Origin of the sequence: Rhodoblastus acidophilus (genome assembly GCF_900187365.1) — a bacterium.
Classification (GTDB): Bacteria; Pseudomonadota; Alphaproteobacteria; order Rhizobiales; family Beijerinckiaceae; genus Rhodoblastus; species Rhodoblastus acidophilus.
In genome coordinates this window covers 37,649-59,867 of sequence record NZ_FYDG01000009.1, presented here as the reverse complement: position 1 = coordinate 59,867, position 22,219 = coordinate 37,649, and the positions used below count along the sequence as shown (strand labels likewise).

Annotated in this window: 19 protein-coding genes and 1 riboswitch; of the genes, 12 read left to right on the top strand and 7 right to left on the bottom strand. The window is 65.7% G+C overall.

Annotated features, from left to right (window positions below):
- Positions 1-102 precede the first annotated feature (102 nt).
- Complete coding sequence (locus tag CFB24_RS15755; RefSeq protein ID WP_176440455.1) at positions 103-1,692, bottom strand: methyl-accepting chemotaxis protein; 1,590 nt, start codon at positions 1,690-1,692, stop codon at positions 103-105.
- Positions 1,667-2,191, bottom strand: coding sequence for a PAS domain-containing protein (locus CFB24_RS15750; RefSeq protein WP_088521657.1), 525 nt, complete (start codon positions 2,189-2,191; stop codon positions 1,667-1,669). The genes CFB24_RS15755 and CFB24_RS15750 overlap by 26 nt, the downstream gene beginning before the upstream one ends.
- A gap of 132 nt (positions 2,192-2,323) precedes the next feature.
- On the opposite strand from CFB24_RS15750, the gene CFB24_RS15745 reads away from it, so the two are divergent.
- The 7 genes from CFB24_RS15745 to CFB24_RS15715 all read left to right on the top strand — a co-directional run bounded on the left by CFB24_RS15745 (position 2,324) and on the right by CFB24_RS15715 (position 13,050).
- Positions 2,324-3,772 (top strand): bifunctional enoyl-CoA hydratase/phosphate acetyltransferase, encoded by a 1,449-nt coding sequence (locus CFB24_RS15745; protein WP_088521591.1) that lies wholly within the window; start codon positions 2,324-2,326, stop codon positions 3,770-3,772.
- A 48-nt stretch (positions 3,773-3,820) separates the two neighbouring features.
- On the top strand, positions 3,821-5,029 hold the full coding sequence (locus CFB24_RS15740; RefSeq protein ID WP_088521590.1) for an acetate/propionate family kinase: 1,209 nt from the start codon (positions 3,821-3,823) through the stop codon (positions 5,027-5,029).
- Between the two features lie 151 nt (positions 5,030-5,180).
- On the top strand, positions 5,181-7,529 hold the full coding sequence (locus CFB24_RS15735; protein WP_088521589.1) for a DUF3141 domain-containing protein: 2,349 nt from the start codon (positions 5,181-5,183) through the stop codon (positions 7,527-7,529).
- A 106-nt stretch (positions 7,530-7,635) separates the two neighbouring features.
- Positions 7,636-8,775, top strand: coding sequence for an HlyD family secretion protein (locus CFB24_RS15730; RefSeq protein ID WP_244593297.1), 1,140 nt, complete (start codon positions 7,636-7,638; stop codon positions 8,773-8,775).
- On the top strand, positions 8,772-10,355 hold the full coding sequence (locus CFB24_RS15725; RefSeq protein WP_244593296.1) for a DHA2 family efflux MFS transporter permease subunit: 1,584 nt from the start codon (positions 8,772-8,774) through the stop codon (positions 10,353-10,355). Before CFB24_RS15730 ends, CFB24_RS15725 begins: the two co-directional genes overlap by 4 nt.
- Entirely contained in the window at positions 10,355-11,776 is a 1,422-nt protein-coding gene (locus CFB24_RS15720) for an efflux transporter outer membrane subunit (RefSeq protein ID WP_088521588.1), read from the top strand. Before CFB24_RS15725 ends, CFB24_RS15720 begins: the two co-directional genes overlap by 1 nt.
- 71 nt (positions 11,777-11,847) lie before the next feature.
- On the top strand, positions 11,848-13,050 hold the full coding sequence (locus CFB24_RS15715) for a pyridoxal phosphate-dependent aminotransferase (protein WP_088521587.1): 1,203 nt from the start codon (positions 11,848-11,850) through the stop codon (positions 13,048-13,050).
- Here CFB24_RS15715 and CFB24_RS15710 read toward each other — a convergent pair.
- Positions 13,023-14,156: an alpha/beta fold hydrolase gene (locus tag CFB24_RS15710; protein WP_158255311.1), complete on the bottom strand. Its 1,134-nt coding sequence runs from the start codon at positions 14,154-14,156 to the stop codon at positions 13,023-13,025. The genes CFB24_RS15715 and CFB24_RS15710 overlap by 28 nt on opposite strands.
- Positions 14,157-14,346: 190 nt before the next feature.
- Here CFB24_RS15710 and CFB24_RS15705 point away from each other — a divergent pair, with 190 nt between their 5' ends.
- Genes CFB24_RS15705 through CFB24_RS15690 form a run of 4 tightly spaced genes read left to right on the top strand, consistent with a single transcriptional unit; the run spans position 14,347 to position 18,027 of the window.
- Positions 14,347-15,516, top strand: a complete 1,170-nt coding sequence (locus CFB24_RS15705) for a type 1 periplasmic-binding domain-containing protein (RefSeq protein ID WP_088521653.1) — start codon at positions 14,347-14,349, stop codon at positions 15,514-15,516.
- On the top strand, positions 15,501-16,478 hold the full coding sequence (locus CFB24_RS15700) for a PQQ-dependent catabolism-associated beta-propeller protein (protein ID WP_088521586.1): 978 nt from the start codon (positions 15,501-15,503) through the stop codon (positions 16,476-16,478). The genes CFB24_RS15705 and CFB24_RS15700 overlap by 16 nt, the downstream gene beginning before the upstream one ends.
- A complete protein-coding gene (locus tag CFB24_RS15695) occupies positions 16,475-17,215 on the top strand; it encodes an ABC transporter ATP-binding protein (RefSeq protein ID WP_088521585.1) in 741 nt (246 codons plus the stop codon). Before CFB24_RS15700 ends, CFB24_RS15695 begins: the two co-directional genes overlap by 4 nt.
- Positions 17,212-18,027, top strand: coding sequence for an ABC transporter permease (locus tag CFB24_RS15690; RefSeq protein WP_088521584.1), 816 nt, complete (start codon positions 17,212-17,214; stop codon positions 18,025-18,027). The genes CFB24_RS15695 and CFB24_RS15690 overlap by 4 nt, the downstream gene beginning before the upstream one ends.
- A 20-nt stretch (positions 18,028-18,047) precedes the next feature.
- Here the strand turns inward: CFB24_RS15690 and CFB24_RS15685 are convergent, their stop codons facing one another.
- The 4 genes from CFB24_RS15685 to CFB24_RS15670 all read right to left on the bottom strand — a co-directional run bounded on the left by CFB24_RS15685 (position 18,048) and on the right by CFB24_RS15670 (position 21,013).
- Positions 18,048-18,719 carry a tRNA-uridine aminocarboxypropyltransferase gene (locus CFB24_RS15685; protein ID WP_244593295.1) on the bottom strand — a complete coding sequence of 224 codons (672 nt, stop codon included), beginning with the start codon at positions 18,717-18,719 and terminating at the stop codon, positions 18,048-18,050.
- Positions 18,716-19,093 carry a glycine cleavage system protein GcvH gene (gcvH, locus tag CFB24_RS15680; RefSeq protein ID WP_088521583.1) on the bottom strand — a complete coding sequence of 126 codons (378 nt, stop codon included), beginning with the start codon at positions 19,091-19,093 and terminating at the stop codon, positions 18,716-18,718. Before gcvH ends, CFB24_RS15685 begins: the two co-directional genes overlap by 4 nt.
- Positions 19,094-19,108: 15 nt before the next feature.
- Positions 19,109-20,155: a glycine cleavage system aminomethyltransferase GcvT gene (gene gcvT, locus CFB24_RS15675; RefSeq protein ID WP_088521652.1), complete on the bottom strand. Its 1,047-nt coding sequence runs from the start codon at positions 20,153-20,155 to the stop codon at positions 19,109-19,111.
- A 218-nt stretch (positions 20,156-20,373) separates the two neighbouring features.
- Positions 20,374-20,467: riboswitch (glycine riboswitch) on the bottom strand.
- Between the two features lie 39 nt (positions 20,468-20,506).
- Positions 20,507-21,013 (bottom strand): invasion associated locus B family protein, encoded by a 507-nt coding sequence (locus CFB24_RS15670; RefSeq protein WP_088521582.1) that lies wholly within the window; start codon positions 21,011-21,013, stop codon positions 20,507-20,509.
- A gap of 338 nt (positions 21,014-21,351) precedes the next feature.
- On the opposite strand from CFB24_RS15670, the gene CFB24_RS15665 reads away from it, so the two are divergent.
- Positions 21,352-22,152: a hypothetical protein gene (locus CFB24_RS15665; protein WP_088521581.1), complete on the top strand. Its 801-nt coding sequence runs from the start codon at positions 21,352-21,354 to the stop codon at positions 22,150-22,152.
- The last annotated feature ends 67 nt before the right edge of the window (positions 22,153-22,219 follow it).

Sequence of the window (22,219 nt, the reverse complement as noted above, 5' to 3'; positions counted from 1 at the left end):
TGGACCGGGGCTGACTCTTATGGGCCGGTTATACACCCTTTGCGACAAGCAGGCGACGTAACGGAATTTTAAGGCCGCGTTGCATCCGGGCAACAGTCGCGCTCAGGCCGCGCGCATTTTCCGCAACTTGTCCAGCACAGCGGCGTTGATCGAGCCCGGCGGCAGGGCGAGGCCGGCCTGGTTGTTCTTGATCCATTTCACCACGGCGGGGATCTCGTGGCCGTCGGCCAGGCGCAAGGCGGCGGCGCCGCCGGTCTTGAGGCCGTCGACAGGCGACACTTTGGCGCCGGACCGGCTGACGTCGAACAGAAGGGTCGGATAGACGCCGGATTCGGTCGCCAGTTCCGCCGGCGCGCCCAGTTCCTGCCGGTCGGTGTCGCGGCGGTCGAGCGGGCCCTTGCGCAGGCTGACGAGGAAATCGCCGACGGTCGCGTTGAGGCGGCCGCTTTCCTCGCCGATGGCGCCGGCCGCGCCGGTGACGTCGCGCGCCATGCCCAGGCTCTGCCTCGCCGTGGCCTGGATGCCGCTCAGGGCGTCCAAAACCTGCCGGGTGAGCTGCAGCGTGGTTTGCAGATGCTGGGCGATCTCGCCGGCGCCGACCACCTGGCTTTCGATCTGCGGCAGGGCCGCGCCGGTCACCTCGTCGATGTCGGCGATGCGCGCCCCGATCTCGCAGGTGGAGGCCACGGCGGCGTGGGTCGCTTGCTCGACCTCGGCGATCAGCGAGCCGATCTCCTCGGTGGCCCGCGTGGTCTGCTCCGCCAGCGACTTGACCTCGCCGGCCACCACGGCGAAGCCGCGGCCGGCTTCGCCGGCGCGTGAAGCCTCGATGGTGGCGTTGAGCGCCAGCAGATTGGTCTGCACCGCGATCTTGTTGATGATCCCGACAATGGCGCCGATGCGCGCCACCGCGCCGCTCAGGCTCTCCACCGCCTGGCCGGTCTTGTCGGCGGCGGCGACGGCGTCGCGGGCGATGTCGGCGGTGCGGCGCATCGAGGCGCCGACATCCTGGGCCGAAACGGCCAGCCGGTCGGCGGAGTCTTTGACCGCCTCGACGCTGCCCGAGGCGGTTTCGGCGGCGGCGCCGAGGCCGCTGGCGCGCGCGCCGGTGGCGTCGCTGCCCTGGGCCAAAGATTGGGCGAGGCCGCCGATGCCGCCGGCGGAGGCGGCGAGCTGCTCGACGATCCGCCCGATCTGCGTCGAAAACTCCTCCGTGGACATGTCGAAGGCGGAGACGCGGGATTCGATGGCGTCGGCGGCTTCGTTGATGGTGGTGGCCGAATGCAGCAGGGCGCCCTTGAGGCCGTCCGGCAGGATGCGGCGGAAATAATGATTCTTGCTCATGGCTTCGAGCGAGGCGGTCGCTTCGCGCACATAGGCGTCGATCCTGTCGGCCATATCGTTTATTTCATAGAGAAATTCTCCGATTTCTCCCCGCTCCGCTATGTGGAGCAGCCGGCTTTCGAAATCGCCGTCCGCAAGCGCGGCGCACAGCCGGCGCGCGTCGGCCAGCGCGCGCGACAGCCGCGTCAGCGCGAGCCAGCCCGCCAATGCGGCGCCAACGCCAAACGCACACAGGACGGCGCCCATGACCGGGCGCCCGGCGAGGCTCGCCGCCGCGCCGCAGAGACAGGTCGCTCCGCTCAGGCCGACCGCCGCCTGAGTCTTAAAGAGAGAAGACCAATTCGTCATAACTGCGCGCCCTGCTCTGAACGATCTCGATGAACTGCCGGTACGAGGCCGCCAGGCCATCCTTGGCGTTGGCGGCCGCCTTTTCGGTCTTCAACAGGGCGGCGTAGAGCGGGAAAATGGTTTCGCTCAACACGCGGCGATCCGGCGCCCGGCGGTTGGAATGGAAGGCGAGAAAATTCCCGGCCGTGTCGAACGAAGGGGTGACATGCGCGAAAACCCAGTAATGGTCGCCAGTCCTGGTCATATTCTTGACGTAGGCGAAGACCTCGTGGCCCTCCAGGATGCGGTCCCACATGAACTTGAACACCGATCTCGGCATGTCCGGGTGGCGGACGATGGAATGGGGGGCGCCGATCAGGTCTTTTTCGTCATAGCCGGCGATTCTGCAAAAGGCGCGATTCACATAGGTGATCCGGCCCTTCAGATCGGTTTTGGACACAATGAAATGGTCACGTTCAAAAAAGACTTCATGATTTGTCGGTAAGATGGCAGTCTTCATGATACGACCCGATAACACATGCATAAGAGTTAGGCGTCGCAGCTTGCGTCTGGCTGGATTCGACTGCGGTCACGCCGCTGTCACTTCACCGGTGTTAACGTCCGCCAGAGCTTTCCAGGATAGGTTTTCGTTATGAGCGATCACGACCGCAAGACCCGGGACACGAAGACCGCCAACACCATCTGGGCGCAGCTCAAGGTCGGCGCTTCCGCCTCGATCGAGCGCACCTGCGCCCAGCGCGACCTGCTGCTGTTCGCCCATATGTCCGGCAATCTGAACCCGCTGGTGCTGCCCAGCGAAGAGGAGAATCCCTCCAGCAGCGAACCCGTCGCGCCTTCGATGTGGATCGGATCGCTGATCTCGGCGGTTCTGGGCAATATCCTGCCAGGGCCGGGCACGCTCTATCGCTCGCAAAACTTCGAATTCGTCAAGCGCGTCCATGTCGGCGACCGGCTGCGCGTGACCGTGACCTGCCGCGAAAAGCGGGAGGAGCCGGTGGCGCTGTTCGAGACCGTGGTGGTCGACGACAAGGGCGCAACGATCTGCAAGGGCCAGGCCCTCGTCGAGGCCCCGCTGATCCCGGTCGAGGTCGAGGCGCGCCACCTGCCGACCCTGATCCTTGAAGAAAAAGAGCAATTCCCGCATTTGGTCGCGCTCGCCGCCCAGTTGCCCCGGTTGAAGACCGCGGTGGTCTGCCCGGAGAACCGCGCCTCGCTCAACGGGCCGCTGCTGGCTTTCGCCAAAGGGCTGATCGAGCCGATCTTCATCGGCGATCCCGATCGCATCGCCGCCGCCGCCCGGGAGCTGGGCGCCGACCTCTCCGCCTTCCGCATCGTCGAGGAGCGCAACCATCGCGCCGCCGCCGACAAGGCGGTGGCGCTGGTGCGCGCGGGCGAGGCCGGCGCGGTGATGAAGGGCGATCTGCATTCCGACGACCTGCTCGCCGCCGTGGTCAAGAAGGACGGCGGCCTGCGCGCCGGCCGCCGCATCAGCCATGTCTTCGTCATCGACACGCCGACGCTGGACGACCTGCTGTTCGTTTCCGACGCGGCGATCAATATCACGCCCGACCTGATGACCAAGGTGGACATCGTCCAGAACGCGATCGATCTTGCGCTCGCCTGCGGCACGGAGCCCCGGGTGGGCGTGCTCTCGGCGGTCGAGGTCATCAATCCCGCCATCGTTTCGACGCTCGACGCCGCCATCCTGTCGAAAATGGCCGAACGCGGTCAGATCCGGGGCGGCGTGGTCGATGGCCCGCTGGCCATGGACAACGCCATCGACATCGACGCGGCGCGCACCAAGGGCATCGCCTCGCTGGTCGCCGGCCACGCCAATGTGCTGATCGCGCCCAATCTGGAATCCGGCAACATGCTCGCCAAGGAACTCACCTTCGTCGCCCATGCCGAGGCGGCCGGGCTGGTGGTGGGCGCGTCGGCCCCGGTCATGCTGACCAGCCGCGCCGACAACGACAAGGCGCGGCTGGTGTCCTGCGCCCTGGCGCAGCTCTACAAATACTGGCGCGACAACGGCAAGGCCTTCGTCGGCGTGAAAGGCGCGGCCAAGCTCGCCGCCGAGTGAAAAGGCGGGTCGCGCTGCGGCGCCCCGGCCCAACAAGGAGAGAGACCCATCGCCGACATCATTCTGACCATCAACGCCGGCTCCTCATCAATCAAGTTTTCCGCCTATGACATCGCGAACGGCGAGCTGAAGCAGCTTGCGCTTGGCCTGATCGAAGGCATCGGCGGCCGCGCGACCTTCACCGCCCGCAAGCACACCGGCGAGAAGACCACGTTCGAACTCGACCACAGCCATCAGGCCGTGGACCAGCGCATGGGCCTGACAGCCGTGCTCGACTGGCTGGAGAAGGAGGAAAACGGCGCCAATGTCGTCGGCGTCGGCCATCGCGTGGTGCATGGCGGCCCGATCTACGCCGAGCCCGTGCTGATGGATGACGCGACCTTCGCCCGGCTGAAATCGTTCGAGCCGCTGGCGCCGCTGCACCAGCCGTACAATCTCGCCGGGATCGAAGCCGCGCGCGAGGCGTTCCCGATGGCCGCGCAGGTCGCCTGTTTCGACACGGCCTTTCACCGCCGGCATCCGTTCATCGCCGACACTTACGCCCTGCCGCGCGAATATTACGACGAGGGCGTGCGCCGCTACGGCTTTCACGGCCTGTCTTATGAATTCATCCACCGCATCCTGCGCCACGAGGAGCCGGTTTTGGCGCGCGGCAAGGTGGCCGTCGCCCATCTCGGCAACGGCGCCTCGATGTGCGCGATCAAATCCGGCAAATCCGTCGGCTCGACCATGGGCTTCACCGCGCTGGACGGCCTGCCGATGGGGACGCGCTGCGGCCAGCTCGACCCCGGCGTGGTGCTGTACCTGATGGCCGAAAAGAAGATGAGCGCGGCCGAGATCACCGATCTGCTCTATAAAAACTCCGGGCTGAAGGGCATGTCGGGCATTTCCAACGACGTGCGCGAACTCGAAGCCTCGAACGAACAATCGGCCAAGGACGCGCTGGATTATTTCGTGTCGCGCGTGCGCCGCAACCTCGGCGGTCTCTGCGCCGAACTCGGCGGGCTCGACTGTCTGGTGCTGACCGGCGGCATTGGCGAAAACGCCGCGAATGTGCGCAAGGCCATTCTGGAAAACCTGGAATGGTTCGGCATTCAGATCGATTTCGACGCCAATGCGCGCAATGAGCGCATCATTTCCGAAAAGGGCTCGCCCACCGTGGTCCTGATTCTGAAAACCGACGAGGAGCGCATGATCGCCGCGCATACGGCGGAACTCCTCAATCTCAAGCAGCCGCTTGTTCCCGCCATCACCTGACGCCGGCGCTCCCGCCCGCTTTGATCATGTCACAAAGCGGGCGTAAGCTTCGCGCCAGCAAGAGGGTGTATGATGGGGGCGGCGGAGCCGCCGCTTCCGCCCGAATTCCCTCGCCCACATATCTTTGCTCGTTCGTGCCCAGGAGGCGCCGATGCCCTCGACCTATAGCCCGGAACGCATGCTGCCGCGTCTTTCGGAAGACGGCGCGGCCGCCGCCGCTCAGGTGAAGACTCTCGCCGAACTTGTCGGCATTCACGCGCAGAAGATCGCCCATACGCATGGCGAGCGCGCGCAAAAAACCTTCGCCCGCGCGACGCCGCCGCTGCAGGCCGTCGCCGATCTCGCGCTGCGGGGCGGTCTCGACAAGGCGGCGAACGACTATCTCCGCGACGCCAGCCAGCGCTTCTGGATGACGCTCGACGTGCTGCGCCAGCGTGGCGACAATGACGCGGCCCATGAGGCGGCCGGCACGCCGCCGGTCCTGATCTACGATTACGACGTCGCGCTCGACGGCAAGGACATGCCGCGCCCCAGCAATTACGTGCTGCTGAAGATCGTCCCGCCGGCGGGCGTCGAGACCCACGACTGGAAGCGCCCCTACATGATCATCGATCCGCGCGCCGGCCATGGCGCGGGCATCGGCGGTTTCAAGCCCGACAGCCAGGTCGGCGTCGCCCTGCGCGACGGGCATCCCGTCTATTTCTGCGTGTTCCGGCCCGAGCCGGAGCCGGACCAGACGCTGGCCGACGTGATGCGCACGGAAGCGGAGTTCTTGCGCGAGATCCGCCGCCGGCATCCCGACGCGCCCAAGCCGGTCGTGGTCGGCAATTGCCAGGGCGGCTGGGCGGCGCTGATCCTCGCCGCCGCCAATCCCGACATCACCGGCCCGCTGGTGATCAACGGCGCCCCGGTCGCGGCCTGGTCCGGCAAGATGGGCGAGAATCCCATGCGCTACAACGGCGGCCTGCTCGGCGGCGCCTTGCCGGCGCTGCTCATCTCCGATCTCGGCGCCGGCGTGTTCGACGGGGCGAATCTCGTCAGCAATTTCGAAGGCTTGAACCCCGGCCGCAACTATTTCGGCAAATATTACGACCTGTTCGCCAATGTGGAGAAGACCCGCGCCAGCTTCCTCGACTTCGAGCGCTGGTGGGGCGGCTATCATTACATGAATGAAGCCGAGATCAGCTGGATCGTCAAAAACATCTTCATCGGCAACAAGCTGTCGCGCGGCGAGGCCCATATCGAGCACGGGCGCCGGCTCGACATCAAGGCGATCCGCTCGCCGATCATCGTCTTCGCCAGCAAGGGCGACAACATCACCCCGCCGCAGCAGGCGCTCAACTGGATCGCCGACACTTTCGCCGACGAGCACGAGATTCGCGTGCGCGGCCACCGCATCATCTACATGATCCACGAAAAAGTCGGCCATCTCGGCATTTTCGTCTCCTCCTCCATCGCGAAGAAGGAGCACGCCGAGGTCACCTCGACGCTGAAAACCATCGAGGCGCTCGCCCCCGGCCTTTACGAAATGACCATCGACGAGCAGATCGGCGAGGGCGTGGACGCGCATTTCCGCGTGTCGTTCTCCGAACGCAAGATGAGCGATCTGTCGCAAGTGGACGATTCCCGCTGGGACGAGGCGCAATTCGCCACGGTGTCGCGGCTGTCTGACCTCGCCTGCGAATATTACGACATGCTTTGGCGCCCCCTCGTCCAGGCCAGCGTCTCCCAGCCGGCCGCGGCGGCCGCGCGCAAGATGCATCCGGCCCGCACCAGCCGCAGCATCTTTTCGAGCAAGAATCCGGCGATGCAGGTCGCGCGCGAGCAAGCCGAAAAGGCCGAGAAAGAACGCGCGCCCGCCGATCCGGCCAACCCATTCGTCGCGCTGGAGAAAATCTGGGCCGACGGGGTGATCCAGACGTTCGATTTCTGGCGCGACATGCGCGACGCCGCCTATGAAATGAGCTTTTTCTCGATCTATGGCTCCCCGTGGATGCAGCGCATCGGCGCCAGCCACGCCTGGAGCCGCACCACCGTCGAGGCCAAGGATCTGGCGCATCTGCCGGAGGTCGAGGCCATCCTGCTCGGCATCGATCGCGGCGGCTTCGACGTGGCGGTGATCCGCATGCTGATCCTGATCGCGCAGGCGCGCCATTCGGTGCGGCGCGACCGGCTGGAGCGGTCGGCCAAAGTGCTCAGCCATGACGAGCCGTTCGCCTCGCTTGGCGCCGAAAAGCGCTCGGCGCTGATCCGCGAGCAGAGCATTGTGGTGGAGTTTGCGCCCGCCAAGGCGGTGGAGACGCTGCCCTTGCTGCTGCCGGAGCCGGAAGCGCGCCGGCGCGCCATCGCATTGGTCGAATATATCGCCGGCGCGGTGGAGGAAATGGAGCCGCACACCATCCAGATGCTCGGCAAAATCCGCGCTGCGCTCGGCTTGCCCGAACTCGCGGCGACGCCCGCCGGCGATCCGCTCGAAACCCCGCAGGCGGCGGCGCAATAGCCCCTGAGTCTGCGTGCGCGCAAGCGCGACTTGCGCGCAATCGAGGCGAGACAAGCCGTCCCTTTTGCATTATGAACTGACTGATTGGTCAATTCGGGGACGCGCTTTGAGTGAGACAGTCGTGGAGACGCCGGCGCGCGAAGCGGCGCCGGCTGGTTTGGATCGGCAGCTGGGCGCCGATCCAAACAGCGTCACGCCCAACAACGCAAAGCCCAAGAACGGCGCCGCCAGAACAATCGGCGTCGGTCTGGCGCTGCTGGCCGTAGCTGGCGCCGGCTGGCGTTTTCTCGCCGCCGCCGATGTCGAAAGCACCGACGACGCCTTCATCGACGGCCGCTCCGCCATCGTCTCGCCGCAGGTGGCGGGGCAGGTGGTTTCGCTCGATGTCGCCGACAACCAGTTCGTGACCAAGGGCCAGCAGCTCGTCCGCATCGACCCCCGGCAATATGAGAACGACCGCGCCCTCGCCGCCGCCGTGCTGGAATCCGCCAAGGCGCAGCTGGGCGCCCAGGGTTTTGGCCTGGAGGTCGCGAAAAAGAATTTCCCGGCGTTGCTGGCTCAGGCCCAGGCCCAGCTCGCCGCCGCCGAAGCCGCCGCTGGCAAGGCGCAGGCCGATTACAACCGTCAGGCCTCTCTGAGCCGTCAGGCGACCTCGTTGCAGGAGGTGGACGCGGCGCGCGCGGCGTTGAAGCAGGCGGAGGCGCAAGTGGCCGCGGCGCAGGCGCAGGTGGCGCAGGCCACGCCCGTGCGGCAGCGCATCGGCGAAACCGAAAAGGTGGCGGGCCAGATTCAGGGCGCCGTCGATCAGGCGCAGGCGCGGCTGCAACAGGCCGAACTGAACCTGTCGTGGACCGTGGTGGCCGCGCCGCAGGACGGCTGGATCACCAAGCGCAATGTCGAACTCGGCAATTACGTCGCGCCGGGGCAGCAGATTTTCGCTTTGGTCGGAACCGAGCGCTGGGTGATCGCCAATTTCAAGGAGGTCCAGTTGCGGCGCATGAAGCCGGGCCAGAAGGTTCGGATCGAGGTGGACGCCTATCCGCAGCTCGATCTCGAAGGCCATGTCGACAGCATCCAGCAAGGCTCCGGCTCGAAATTCACCGCCTTCCCGCCCGAAAACGCCACCGGCAATTTCGTCAAGGTGGTGCAGCGCGTGCCGGTCAAGATCGTCATCGACAAGGGGCTCGACCCCAATCTGCCGTTGCCGCTGGGCCTGTCGGTCGTGCCCCGGGTTTCGCTGAAGTGAGCGTCGCGGACGCCAACGAGGCGCATGAGGCGTGGAAGCCGAAGGCCAATCCCTGGCTGATCGCGGTCGCCGTCACCATCGCCACCTTCATGGAAGTGCTCGACACGACCATCGTCAATGTGGCGCTGCCGCATATCGCGGGCTCGCTGTCGTCCAGCGCCGACGAGGCGACCTGGGCGCTGACCTCCTATCTGGTCGCCAACGGAATCGTGCTGACCATTTCCGGCTGGCTCGGCGATCTGCTCGGGCGCAAACGCTATTTCGTCATCTGCATCGCCATGTTCACCGTCTGCTCGTTCCTGTGCGGCGCGGCGACCAGCCTGTCCCAGCTTATCCTGTTCCGCCTGTTGCAGGGCTTTTTCGGCGGCGGCATGCAGCCCAACCAGCAGTCGATCATCCTCGACACGTTCCCGATGGCCAAGCGCGGCGCGGCCTTCGGCGTCGCGGCGATGGCGACCATCGTCGCCCCCGTGCTCGGCCCGACGCTCGGCGGCTACATCACCGATACGTTCGACTGGCGCTGGATTTTCTTCCTCAACGTGCCCATCGGCATTGTCGCGGTGCTGCTGGTCTCGGCGCTGGTCGAGGATCCGCCCTGGATCAAGGCGCGCAAGAATCGCGGGCTGGATTTCATCGGCCTCGGCCTGATCACGCTCGGCCTGGGCTGCCTTGAGGTCTTCCTCGACCGCGGCGTCGACGACGACTGGTTCGAATCCTCCTTCATCCAACTGATGGCCGTGCTGGCCGTGGTTGGCATTGTCGGCTCCATTATCTGGCTGTCGGTGGCGAAAAAGCCGATCGTCCACCTCGATGTGTTCAAGGACCGCAATTATGCGGTCGGCTGCATCATGATCGCCGCCACCGGCGGGCTGCTCTACGCCAGCGTGGTGATGATCCCGCAAATGGTCCAGCAACATCTCGGCTACAACGCCACCTGGTCCGGCCTGATCCTGTCGCCGGGCGGCATCTTCATGATCGTGCTGATTCCCATCGTCGGCCGCGTGATGAAAAAGGTGGCGGCGCGCTATCTGGTGGGGATCGGCTTCCTCATCATGGGCTTCGCTTTCCTCTATTCCAGCCGTCTGGCGCAGACGATCGATTTCGAGACGCTGGTGGGCATGCGCCTGTTCCAGACCTCGGCGCTGGCTTTTCTGTTCGTGCCGATCAGCACGGTCGCCTATATGACGCTGCCGCGCGAGCGCAACGGCGACGGCGTGGCGCTGTTTTCGATGTTCCGCAACGTGTTCGGCTCGGTCGGCATTTCGCTGTCCACCGCGAGCGTCACCGAAAGCGCGCAGGCGCACCAGAATTTCCTCAGCCAATACGCTTCGCCGTTCCACCAGCCGTTCAACGCGCTGGTCTCGACCTATCAGAACGCGCTGGTCGTCGCCGGGCAGACGGCCCAGGCGGCGCACGACATGGCGCTCGGCCGGGTGATGCAGGTCATCCGCACGCAGGCGGCGATTCTGTCTTATTCCGACACCTTCTTCTATTGCGCGCTCGCGGCCTTCGCTATCGCGCCGCTGACTTTGCTGATGACCTCGAAGAAAAGCGTGGGCGGACCGGGAGCGGCCCATTGATGCGCAAGACATTTATTCTCGTTCTCGCGGCCCTCGCCGGCTGCAACGCCGCCGGGCCGGAGTTTGTCCCGCCGGTCAGCGGCCTGCCCGACGCGGCCTTCGTCGCCAGCGCCAAAACCGCCGCGCCCGACCCGGAATGGTGGGCGAAATTCCGCGATCCCCTGCTGACCGCGCTGGTGCGCGAAGTGGCCGACGCCAATCTCGACGTGCAGACGGCCACGCTGCGCGTCGCCGAGAGCCGGTTTCAGCGCGGCGTGACGGCGTCGGCGCAAATGCCCTCGCTCAATGGCGACGCCAAGGTCACGCGCGAGCAATATTCCAAGAACGGCATTTTGAGCCTGATGAACGGGCTGGTTCCCGGCGGGCTCGACGTGCCGCCGATCACCGATCATTTCGTCGGCTTCGACGCCGCCTGGGAGATCGACATCTGGGGCCGCGTCCGCCGCTCGGTCGAAGCCGCCGACGCGCAGGTCCAGGTTTCGGAGGACCAGCGCCGCGACGCCCTGGTGTCGGTGATGGCCGAAACCGCGCGCGACTATATCCAGTTGCGCGGCGTGCAGGTTCAGATCGGCGTGCTCCGCGACAATGTGAAGGTCGCCGAGGGCGTCTTGAAACTGGCCGACGAGCGGCAGGCCAAGGGCATGCAGAGCGCGCTCGACACCGAGAACGCCCGCTCGCAGCTCGAAGCCTATCGCGCCCAGATCCCGCCGCTGGAGCAGCAGGAATCCGAGCTGATCAACGCCCTGAGCTTCCTCTCCGACCAGCCGCCCGGCGCGCTCAAGGCGCGGCTCGGCGTCAGCCGCAAGGCCTTCGCGCTCGCCTCGGCGCCGACCGGGATCGTCTCCGATCTGGCGCGGCGGCGCCCGGACATTCGCGCGGCGGAAGCGCAATTGCACGCCGCCACCGCCCAGACCGGCGTCGCCGAAGCCTCGTTCTATCCCAGCATCACGCTCAGCGGGCAGGCGGGCCTCGATTCGCTCAACACCAACAACCTCTTGCGCGCCTCGTCCTTCCAATGGAGCGTCGGTCCCAGCGTCAGCGTGCCGATCTTCGAGGGAGGCAAGCTGAAGAACACGCTGGAGCTGCGCGAGACCCAGCAGCAGGAGGCGGCGCTGGCCTATCGCAAGACGGTGTTGCGCGCCTGGCATGACGTCGTCAACGCGCTGGTGGCGTTGCGCTCGGAACAGGCGCGTTACGCCCGTCTGACCGATCAGGTGTCGCATGCGCGAAAAGCCGCGTCGATCGCCCGCGACCGCTATCGCGACGGCGTGACCGAATTCATCAATGTGCTCGACGCCGAACGCACCGCGCTGTCGGCCGAGCAGCAGCAGGCGCAAAGCGCGACCACGCTCGGGGTCGATCAGGTGCTGCTCTACAAGGCGCTCGGCGGCGGCTGGGAGGGAACTTTTCCGGCGGAGTGAGCGGCCAGGGGCTTGCGCCGGTCGCAGCCGGCGCTATTTTCCCGCGCTTACGTTCGCGTTCAGGATAAATCATGGCCTTTCTCGCCGACGCCCTTTCCCGTGTGAAACCGTCCGCCACCATCGCCGTCACCCAGAAGGCGCGCGAATTGCGCGCGCAGGGGCGGGAGATTCTCAGCCTCTCGGTGGGCGAGCCGGATTTCGACACGCCCGACAACATCAAGGCGGCGGCGGTCGCGGCGATCCAGCGCGGCGAAACCAAATATGGCCCGGTCGCCGGCATCCTGCCGCTGCGCGAGGCCATCGCCAAAAAATTCAAGCGCGAGAACGGGCTCGACTATAAGCCGACGCAATGCATCGTCGGCACCGGCGGCAAGCAGATCCTGTTCAACGCGCTGATGGCGAGCCTCAATCCGGGCGACGAGGCGATCGTGTCCGCGCCCTATTGGGTGTCGTACCCGGAAATCGTCGCTTTGTGCGGCGGGACGGCGGTGATCGTGCCGACTCGCGCCGAGCAGGGCTACAAGCTCCAGCCCGAAGCTCTGGAGCAGGCGATCACGTCGCGCACGAAGTGGGTGATTCTGAATTCGCCGTCCAACCCTTCGGGCGCGGCCTATACGCGCGACGAGCTGAAGGCGCTCACCGACGTGCTGCTGCGGCATGAGCATGTCTGGATTCTCACCGACGACATGTACGAGCATCTCGTTTACGGCGATTTCGTCTATACGACCCCGGCGCAGGTCGAGCCGCGCCTCTATGAGCGCACGCTGACCATGAACGGCGTGTCCAAGGCCTATGCCATGACCGGCTGGCGCATCGGCTATGCGGCGGGACCGGACAGGCTGATCAAGGCCATGGACATGATCCAGGGCCAGCAGACCTCGGGCGCCTGCTCCATCGCGCAATGGGCGGCGGTCGAGGCGCTGAACGGCCCCCAGGATTTCATCGCGTCCAGCAAGAAGGCGTTCGAGGCCCGCCGCGATCTCGTGGTCTCCATGCTCAACCAGGCGGCGCATCTGCACGCGCACAAGCCGGAAGGGGCTTTTTACGTCTTCCCGTCCTGCGCCGGGGCGATCGGCAGAACCTCGGCGGGCGGGCGGAAAATCCTCAGCGACGCGGATTTCGTGTCCGCGCTGCTGGAGGAGGAGGGCGTCGCGGTGGTGCAGGGTTCGGCCTTCGGCATGGGGCCGAATTTCCGGGTGTCCTACGCCGCCGCCAATGCGACGCTGGAAAAGGCCTGCGCCAGGATTCAGGCGTTCTGCGCCGGGCTGCGCTGAGGCGCGTCGAGCCAGCCGGCCACGTCCGCCCAGGCCCGCCGCAGATTGCGCGCGCCGACGAACAGGCTGAGATGCCCGCCCTCGGCCATGTGGCGGACGATGTGGCCGCTGGGCGTCCCCACCAGATCGGCGCAGGCCATGGTTTGGGCCGGGGCGGCGATCTCGTCTTCGGCCGCCGCCAGCAGAAACAGCGGATTGCGCAGGGCGCGCAGATCGATCCGCTTGCCCAGCGCGACAAACTCGCCGCGCGCCAGGGCGTTGGCTTTGTAGAACCTTTCGGCCACTTCGAGATAATAGGCGCCGGGAAGGTCGAGCGTGCGGGCGCCCCAGCGGTGGAACGCCTCGACTCTGGCGAGAAATTGCGGGCTGTCGCCGGCCAGATCGCTTTGCAGGACGCCGTGGATGTCCTCCGGGCTTTCGGGCAGGGGACGCCAGAGCCGGTCGGCCTTGGCGCCGAGCGCCAAGCCGTTGCCGAGCGCCACCAGTTCGCGAAACGTGTTCAGACTGGTCGATTGCGCCAGCAATGAAAGCGGCGACGGGCCCGCTTCGATGTCGACGGGCGCGCCGGCGACCGCCAGCCGCCCGATCCGCCCGGGAAAGCGGGCCGCATAGATCAGGCCGAGCCAGCCGCCCTGGCACAGCCCGACAAAATCCGCGGCGCCGCCCAGTTCGTCGAAGAAAATGTTGAGGTCGGACAAGAGATCGTCGATCCGGCGCCCCGCCTGGTCGGGGCGGGCCGAAAGCCACTCTACGAGATAAAGCGGCGCGCGATGCGCGGCCAGCGCCTGCATCAGGCTGTGGCCGGCGCAGAGATCGGCGATTTGCGCGCCATGGACGGAAAAGGGCGCGCAGACCAGCAGCGGCGTCGCCGCTGGCGGCGCGGCGCCCGGTTTGACCTTCGGGCCGAACCGGCGCAGGCGCGCCGCGTGCAGATCCAGCACGATCTCGTTCGGGCTGGCCCATAGCGGTTCGGGCGCGGGCGGCGGAACCGGCGCGGCGAAAACGGCGGCGGCCTGACGCATGAACAACGCCCCCGCCTCGGCCGCGGCGAGCGTGGGCATCACCAGTCCGGCCCATTCCTGAGCGAACGACTTTCCTCCCGGCATGGCGGTCCCGCCTTTTTTCAGAAAGGATAACGCGCGAAAGCGCCGCGCGCATTGTCCTAAAGCACAATTTCTCAGCCTTGCGGGATCGACGGATCGGCCGCTACAACTGACGCAACAATAAAAACGACTTCGGGGAGACGAGTTGACGGGACGTATCACGCGAAAGATCCGCGCGCTGGCCGGCCTGCTGATGCTGGCCGCGCCGGCTTGCGCCGAGCCGCAACCCGCGCCGGATGGCGGCGTCCAGTCCCTTGTCATCGGCTATCTGCGCCGCGCCGAAAACCGCACGGCGATCTCGCGCCTCGCCCTTCCCGCCGAAAACGACGGGCAGGCCGGGGCGGAGGCCGGACTCGACGACAACAATGTGGCCGGCGAATTTTTGGGCCAGAGTTTTTCGCTCGCGGCGCATCGGTTGAAGCCCGGCGAAGATCCCGCACAGGCTTTGGCGGATCTTCAGGCCAAAGGCGCGCGTTTCGTCGTCGCCGACCTCGCCGCCGCCGATCTGCTGAAAGCCGCCGACAGCGCCGCCGGGGCCGGCGCGCTGCTGTTCAACATTGGCGCGGCCGACGAGGCCCTGCGCGAGGACTCGTGCCGCGCCAACGTGATTCATGTCGCGCCCTCGCGCGCCATGCTGGCCGACGCGCTCACGCAATATCTGCTGTGGAAGCAGTGGCGCAAAATGCTGCTGGTGGTCGGCTCGCATGACGCGGACCGGCTCTGGGCCGAGGCGCTGAAACGCTCCGCCGCCCGTTTCGGCGGCAAGATCGTGGAAGAGCGCATGTTCGCCGACGCCGGCGGGGCGCGGCGCGCCGACAGCGGCGTCGCCCTGGTGCAGAAGCAGATTCCCGCCTTCACCCAGAACGCGCCCGCCTACGACGTGATGATCGCGGCCGACGAAAGCGCCGTCTTCGCCGATTACCTGCCCTATCGCAGTTGGGATGCGCGGCCGGTCGCCGGTTCGGCCGGTCTTGTTCCCACCGCCTGGGACCCGTCCTACGAACAGGCCGGGGCCACCCAATTGCAGCAGCGCTTCGAGCGCAAATTCTTCCGCCACATGACCGCGCTCGACATGAACGGCTGGGAGGCCGCCCGCATGATCGGCGAGGCGGCGGCGCATGACGCGGCGGGAGATGTCGGCGCCGCCAAAACCTATTTCCTGTCCAAGGATTTCGCGCTGGCCGCGTTCAAGGGGCAGAAACTGACCCTGCGCGACTGGAACCTGCAATTGCGCCAGCCCGTCCTGCTTTCGGACGGCCGCAATGTCGTGTCGGTCTCGCCGCAGGAGGGTTTTATGCACCAGTTTTCCGAGCTGGACACTTTGGGCCTCGACCGACCGGAGACGAAATGCCGTTTCAAGTGAGCCGCGCCGCTTTCGCTCTGGCGTTGATGACGGCGCCGGCTCTGGCGACCGACGCCTTCGTCAGCAATGAGAAGGGCAACACCATCTCGGTGATCGACGTGGAGTCGCTGCTGCTGAAAAAGACCATTGCGGTGGGCCAGCGCCCGCGCGGCATGGCCGTCAGCCCCGATCAGAAGACGCTCTATGTCGCGCTCGGCGACGACGACAAGATCGCGACCATCGACACGGGGTCGCTGACGGTGACCGGCGATTTCGACGCCGGGCGCGACCCCGAGCGCATCGAACTTTCTCCCGATGGCAAGACGCTTTACGCCACCAATGAGGACAGCAATTTCCTCACCTTCTTCAACCTTGAGACGCGCGAGCGGCTCGGCGGCGCGCGGCTCGGCGTCGAGCCGGAGGGGCTGGCGGTCAGCCCGGACGGCAAGGTCGTGGTCGCCACCACGGAAACCACCAGCATGGCGCATTTCGTCGATGCCGACCGGCGAAAGATTTTGGCCAATGTGCTGGTGGACGCGCGCCCGCGCATGGCCGCCTTCACGCCCGATGGCAAGGAAGTCTGGGTGACTGCCGAAATCGGCGGAACCGTCTGCATCATCGACGCGGAGACGCGCAAGATCGTCGATCGCGTCAAATTCGAGGTTCCCGGCCTGCGCGCGGAAAACGTCCAACCGGTCGGGGTCAATATTTCCCGCGACGGCAAACTGGCCTTCGTGTCGCTCGGCCCCGCCAACCGCGTCGCGGTGGTCGATGTGAAGACGCGCCAGCCGATCAAATATCTGCTGGTCGGCCAGCGCGTCTGGCACGCCGCCTTTACGCCCGACGGCAAATATCTGCTCGCCGCCAATGGCCTTTCCAATGATGTCTCCGTCATCGACGTCGCCGCGTTGAAGGTGGTGAAATCGATACAGGTGGGGGAATCTCCGTGGGAACTGGCGATTCCCGGACAGGCGAAACCATGACCGCCCCGGCGCTGGAGGCGCGCGGCGTCTCCCATTCCTACGGCGCGCGAAAAGCGCTCGACGATGTGAGTTTTTCGGTCGCGTCGGGCGCGTTCTCCGTGCTGCTCGGCCTGAACGGCGCGGGAAAAAGCACGCTGTTTTCGCTGGTCACCCGGCTGTTCGCGCTGCGGCGCGGATCGCTCGCCGTGCTGGGCTGCGATCTGCAGCGCGAGCCGCGCAAGGCGCTGGCGCAATTGGGCGTGGTGTTCCAGTCGCGCACGCTCGATCTCGATCTCAGCGTCGCCCAGAATTTTTTCTACCACGCCGCTTTGCACGGCATTGGCAAGGCGCAGGCCGATGCGCGCACGGCGGAACTGCTGGCCGCCGTCCAGCTCGGCGACCGCGCGAACGACAAAGTGCGCAATCTCTCGGGCGGGCAGATGCGCCGGGTCGAGATCGCCCGCGCGCTGCTGCACCGGCCGCGTCTGCTGGTGCTGGACGAGCCCACCGTCGGGCTCGACATTGGCGCGCGCGCCGACATTCTGACGCTGGTGCGCGGCCTGATCGCCAGCGAGGGCATGAGCGTGTTGTGGGCGACCCATCTCACCGACGAAGTTGTTGAGACCGACGAGGTGATCGTGCTGCACAAGGGCAAGGTGCGCGCGACCGGCTTGGCGCGGGACCTGTCGCGTCAGACCGGCGCGGCGGACATCAAGCAGGCGTTCATGCGCCTGATCGAAGCGGAGGCGCAGCCATGACCCTCTCGGCCTACGCCATCTGCCTAAAAGGCATTATCTGGCGCGAGGGCCTGCGCTTCCTGCATCAGCGCGAGCGCTTCGTCTCGGCTCTGGTGCGGCCGCTGGTGTGGCTGTTCATTTTCGCCGCCGGGTTCCGCCAGGTTTTGGGCATTTCCATCATCCCGCCCTACGAAACCTACATTCTCTATGAGGTTTACATCACGCCGGGCCTGCTGGCGATGATCCAGCTTTTCAACGGCATGCAGTCCTCGTTGTCGATGGTCTACGACCGCGAAATGGGCAATATGCGCGTGCTGTTGCTGTCGCCCTTCCCGCGTTGGTTCCTGCTGCTGGGCAAGCTGATCGCGGGCACGCTGGTCTCCGTGCTGCAATGCTACGCCTATCTGCTGATCGCCTGGCTGTGGGAGATCGAGCCGCCGCCGCTCGGCTACCTCACCGTGCTGCCCGCGTTGCTGCTGGTCGGGCTGATGCTCGGCGCGCTCGGCATGTTGCTGTCGTCGCTGATCAAGCAGCTGGAGAATTTCGCGGGCGTGATGAATTTCGTCATCTTCCCGATGTTCTTCGCCTCCTCCGCGCTCTACCCGCTGTGGCGCGTGCGCGAGGGCAGCCCCTGGCTCTATTATGTCTGCCAGTTCAACCCGTTCACCCACGCCGTCGAGCTGATTCGCTTCGCGCTCTACACCCAGTTCAACCCGACGGCCTTCGCCGTCGTCTTTGGCTGCGCGGTGGCGTTCATGCTGGGCGCGCTGGTCGCCTACGACCCCTCGCGCGGCCTGATGGCTCTGCGCGGCGCTCCAGGCGCCGCGGCGTAAATCTACGCCGCGGCAGAAGTCTATTTCGTCGAAGCGATCAGGCCATCGGCGACGGCGGTCTTGTAGGCGTCGAGCATCCGGGCGAAATGCCCCAGCAGCGCCGTCTCGACCTCCGGCTTGCGGTCCAGCCGGCTGACCGCAAGCGCGGCGGCTTCCAGCGTGGACAGGGCCTCGCGGCGCGGCTCCCGGCGCAGGTTGCCATAAAGCGATTTTTTGCGCGGGTTCAGCGCCAGACGCTTGGCCTTGAGCACCCAGGGATTGCGCCACCACAGGGTTTTGGCCTGACTCCAGGAGCCGTCGAACACCACCACGCCCCTGAGCCCGGCGAGCGCCTTGTCCTGATCGTCGAGCGCGACGCCCTTCTTGTCCAGCGCGACCAGTTCGCGGTCGTGGGGCAGGGCGGCGGCGCGGGCGGCGCCGAGATGCAGGATCGCCCATTGGCCGGGGTCGGCGTCGCGCCCCAGCGCCTTGGACAGGCTGGGCCAGGACAGGCCGACCTTGAGCACGCTATTGTCCAGCGCCCGCCGCGTCAGACCGGCCGTGCCGAGCAGGCGGTCCTGCTCCTGCGGATGTTGCAGGATGAGCAGGCCGGTGCGCGTCCGCATCGGCGCGACCTCGACGCAGACGCAGAGGAAAGCCGGTTTGGCGCAGTGCGGGCAGACGGGCGCTTCCGCGAGGGCTTGTTCGGTCACGCGTGCGAATCCAGCAGCGCCTTGTAGGCGGCTTCGTCCATCAGGCCTTCCAATTCGGCGGGATCGGCGATTTTCACTTTGTAGAACCAGCCCTTGCCCTGCGCGTCCTCGTTGACTAGGGCGGGATTGTCCTCAAGGGCGGCGTTGACCTCGACCACTTCGCCGGAAATCGGCGCGAACACGTCGCTGGCGGCCTTGACCGACTCGACCACGCCGGCCTGCTCGCCGGGCTTGGTGGCCTTGCCGATTTCGGGAAGTTCGACAAAGACCACGTCGCCAAGCTGGCATTGCGCGAAATCGGTGATGCCGACCGTGCCGACGTCGCCTTCGACGACAATATATTCATGATCCTTGGTGAACAGGATGTGGCTCATGGAAGTCTCCTGTTTTCAGCGGTGATAGCGGTTGGGAACAAACGGAAAGGCGGTGACGCGCGCGCGAAGGGGTTTGCCGCGCACGATCAGCGACAGCGCCGTTCCCGGCGCGGCGCAGCGCGGGGCCACATAGCCCATGGCGATCGGCTTGCTCAGGCTGGGGGCGAAGCCGCCGGAGGTGACGCGGCCGACGATGGCGCCGGATTCGTCGGCGATGTCGGCGCCTTCGCGCGCAGGGGCCTTGCCATCCAGAACCAGGCCGACGCGAAGACGCGCGACGCCCTCGGCCAGTTCCTTCTGCACGCGCGCGGCGCCGGGAAAACCGCCTTCGGCGCGGCGGCGCTTGGAAATGGACCAGTTCAGGCCGGCTTCAATCGGGCTGGTGGTCGTGTCGATGTCGTGGCCGTAGAGGCACAGGCCCGCTTCCAGCCGCAGCGAATCGCGGGCGCCCAGGCCAATGGCCTGCACTTCCTCCTCCGCCAGCAGGGTTTCGGCGAAATCGCTGGCGAAATCGGCGGCAATGGAGATTTCGAAGCCGTCCTCGCCGGTATAGCCGGAGCGGCTGACGAACAACGTCTCGCCGCGCCAGATAAAATCCTGCTGCGCCATGAAGGCCAGCGCGGAAACCCCGGCGATGTGACGCTCCAGCGCCTGCGCCGCCTTGGGGCCTTGCAGGGCGAGCAGGGCGCGGTCGTGCAGAATGTCCAGCCGGAGATCGGGCAGGTTCGCTTGCAGATGGGCGAAATCCTGGCCCTTGCAGGCGGCGTTGACCACCAGGAACAGCTTTTCGCCGGCGGCGTCGAGCCGGGTGGCCATGAGATCGTCGAGAATGCCGCCGTCTTCGTTGGTGAACTGGCTGTAGCGGATTCGGCGCAAAGGGAGCGCCTGGAGGTCGCCGGGCAGCAGGCTTTCCAGTCTTTGCGCGGCGGCCGGGCCGCTGAGAACGGCCTGGCCCATGTGGGAGACGTCGAACAGGCCGGCGTTTTCGCGGGTCCACAGGTGTTCGGCGATGATGCCGGCGGGATAGTTCACCGGAAGGTCATAGCCGGCGAAGGGAACCATGCGGCCGCCAAGGCCGAGATGCAGGGCGTGGAGCGGCGTGGGCGAAGGCAGATCGGTCAAGCGGACATCCCAAGGCGAGTTCGCGGAAACACCTCCGCATGTCGCCCCCTCTGTCTCGCAACCTGAAAGATTTCCCCGGTTTCCTGCGCTTTCAAGCGAAAGCGCAGACCGGGTTACCCTCGTCGGTGGATGGACGAATCCATCTCTTTCCAGAGCGTCATCCCTCGCGCGGTCCTGGGGGCCTGAGCGTTTCCGGGGCGGTTGCGCCTTCGGCGTCAGCCGTTTCCGGCTGAACTCTTCCGCGGAGGATTGTGACTGACTGAAATCAAGTCGCCTGAACAGGCGGCAAAGTCAAGGCAGCTTCTCGAAACCGTCCTTGAAACCTGTGAGCGTCAGCGGGATGCCGATGCCTTCTTCCGGGGTCTGGAAAATGATGAACGTGCCGGTGGCGCCGCCGCGCATCTGGTCGAGCAGCTTGTCGTCCATCACCACTTCCGCGACGCAGCCCGACGGCAGGCAGCGGACGAAACCGGCGCGGCCGATGTCGGTCTGGTCGATTTTCAGGCCGAGACCGGAGGGCAGCAGCACGCCGAGCGGCGCGATCACGCGCAGCAGCCGGCTTTTGCCATCGGCGGTTTTCAGCACGATCACCACCAGATTGACATTGGGCTTGTCGTCGGCGGCGACGCTCTGCATCAGCGCGCATTGCTCGCGGGCGGCGCCGGGCGGCGTCTCGCAACGCATTTCCCAATCGCCATATTTCCCCTTGGCGACGCCCTGGGCGCTCGCGGGGAGGGCAAAACCGAACAGCAAGGCGAGGGCAACCAGACCTGCCCGGAGAAGTGAGTCGCGCGCCATGAAAACTCCTGAGGAAAAGGGCGGCGCGGCAAAGCAAACCGCCTTCAGGCGGGGACAGGCCTAGCAAACGGGACGGGCGTGTTCAAGTTTTCTGCGCAGGTTCCGCGGATCTGGCCGAAACGGATGCGCGTTTCACTTGTCCGATTCGCATCGGCGGACACGCCGCCGGACCGCATCGGGTTCGCAGACGAAAGAGTTCCCGAAGCCCGGTCAATATTTTTTCACCTTTAACTTTTAAAGTCGCGGCGAAGACGATGGAAGTTTTTCTTGAATAATTCCAAAATACCGCATGCAAGGCATAGAATTCATACCTGTTTGGCCTTGAGAGGAGGCGCGCGATGACGTTTCGCATTGTTGGACCGCTGGCTTTATTTTCGGCGGTCATCTTGACCCAGACCGCGTTCGCCGAGGAAACGCCGAAGCCAATCAAGGCTTGCGCCCCCCCGCCCAAGGACGCCCAGATCGTCGCCGGAACGCGTTTCGACGCCGGCGTGAACGCCGCCGGTCAGAGAACCACCCTCGTCCATGGATCGTTCGCCGTGGAAAAGGAAGGCGAGCAGTGCTTCGAGTTCGATGTTGGTTCGATAGACATCGACCATGTTCAAGTCGAACTCGGCATTACCGGTTTTTCAGTTCAGAAGACCCGCGACATCGGCGTTGCGGCGGTCGTCAGCGGCCTTTCCGACGCAACGCCGTCGCGCCCGGTCGTTCGATTCAAGACGAAAGGAAAGATCACGCAGGTTTCCTTCACCGCCATGATCGCTGGAAAAGCTGAACCGGCGACGCAATACCTCACGCATAACGACGCGAAGGATCAATACCAGCCGAAGGGCGAGTATCAGCCTGCGGGCGACTACCAGCCCAAAGGCGATTATCAACCCAAAGGCGATTACCAGATTAAAGGGGATTACCAACCCAAGGGAGACTATCAGCCTGCGGGAGATTACCAGCCCAAAGGCGATTATCAGCCTGCCGGAGACTATGTGAAATTTGGCCAGGACCTTTCCGTCCGGTTCAACCGCGCCATGGAAGCGGGCCGGTGCCTGCGCAGCCCGGAGGGCGACAATCCGGCGGTGCAGAACCTGCCGGGTTGCGACGTCGATCCCGGCCGCGCGACCTGGTATCTGGAAAAGCGATAAATCTTTCGCTTCGGCGAATCAGATCGCGCGGCGTTCCGGTTGCATTCCTGATCGACGCGCCTTGGCG

What these genes read in the sequence shown, in the direction of transcription:
- CFB24_RS15750 (WP_088521657.1), bottom strand. Translation starts at nt 2,191, where the DNA reads ATGAAGACTGCCATCTTACCGACAAATCATGAAGTCTTTTTTGAACGT.
- CFB24_RS15705 (WP_088521653.1), top strand. Translation starts at nt 14,347, where the DNA reads ATGCTGGCCGCGCCGGCTTGCGCCGAGCCGCAACCCGCGCCGGATGGC.
- CFB24_RS15670 (WP_088521582.1), bottom strand. Translation starts at nt 21,013, where the DNA reads ATGGCGCGCGACTCACTTCTCCGGGCAGGTCTGGTTGCCCTCGCCTTG.
- CFB24_RS15755 (WP_176440455.1), bottom strand. Translation starts at nt 1,692, where the DNA reads ATGACGAATTGGTCTTCTCTCTTTAAGACTCAGGCGGCGGTCGGCCTG.
- CFB24_RS15695 (WP_088521585.1), top strand. Translation starts at nt 16,475, where the DNA reads ATGACCGCCCCGGCGCTGGAGGCGCGCGGCGTCTCCCATTCCTACGGC.
- CFB24_RS15745 (WP_088521591.1), top strand. Translation starts at nt 2,324, where the DNA reads ATGAGCGATCACGACCGCAAGACCCGGGACACGAAGACCGCCAACACC.
- CFB24_RS15700 (WP_088521586.1), top strand. Translation starts at nt 15,501, where the DNA reads ATGCCGTTTCAAGTGAGCCGCGCCGCTTTCGCTCTGGCGTTGATGACG.
- CFB24_RS15735 (WP_088521589.1), top strand. Translation starts at nt 5,181, where the DNA reads ATGCCCTCGACCTATAGCCCGGAACGCATGCTGCCGCGTCTTTCGGAA.
- CFB24_RS15715 (WP_088521587.1), top strand. Translation starts at nt 11,848, where the DNA reads ATGGCCTTTCTCGCCGACGCCCTTTCCCGTGTGAAACCGTCCGCCACC.
- CFB24_RS15710 (WP_158255311.1), bottom strand. Translation starts at nt 14,156, where the DNA reads ATGCCGGGAGGAAAGTCGTTCGCTCAGGAATGGGCCGGACTGGTGATG.
- CFB24_RS15690 (WP_088521584.1), top strand. Translation starts at nt 17,212, where the DNA reads ATGACCCTCTCGGCCTACGCCATCTGCCTAAAAGGCATTATCTGGCGC.
- CFB24_RS15665 (WP_088521581.1), top strand. Translation starts at nt 21,352, where the DNA reads ATGACGTTTCGCATTGTTGGACCGCTGGCTTTATTTTCGGCGGTCATC.
- CFB24_RS15720 (WP_088521588.1), top strand. Translation starts at nt 10,355, where the DNA reads ATGCGCAAGACATTTATTCTCGTTCTCGCGGCCCTCGCCGGCTGCAAC.
- gcvT (WP_088521652.1), bottom strand. Translation starts at nt 20,155, where the DNA reads ATGGTTCCCTTCGCCGGCTATGACCTTCCGGTGAACTATCCCGCCGGC.
- gcvH (WP_088521583.1), bottom strand. Translation starts at nt 19,093, where the DNA reads ATGAGCCACATCCTGTTCACCAAGGATCATGAATATATTGTCGTCGAA.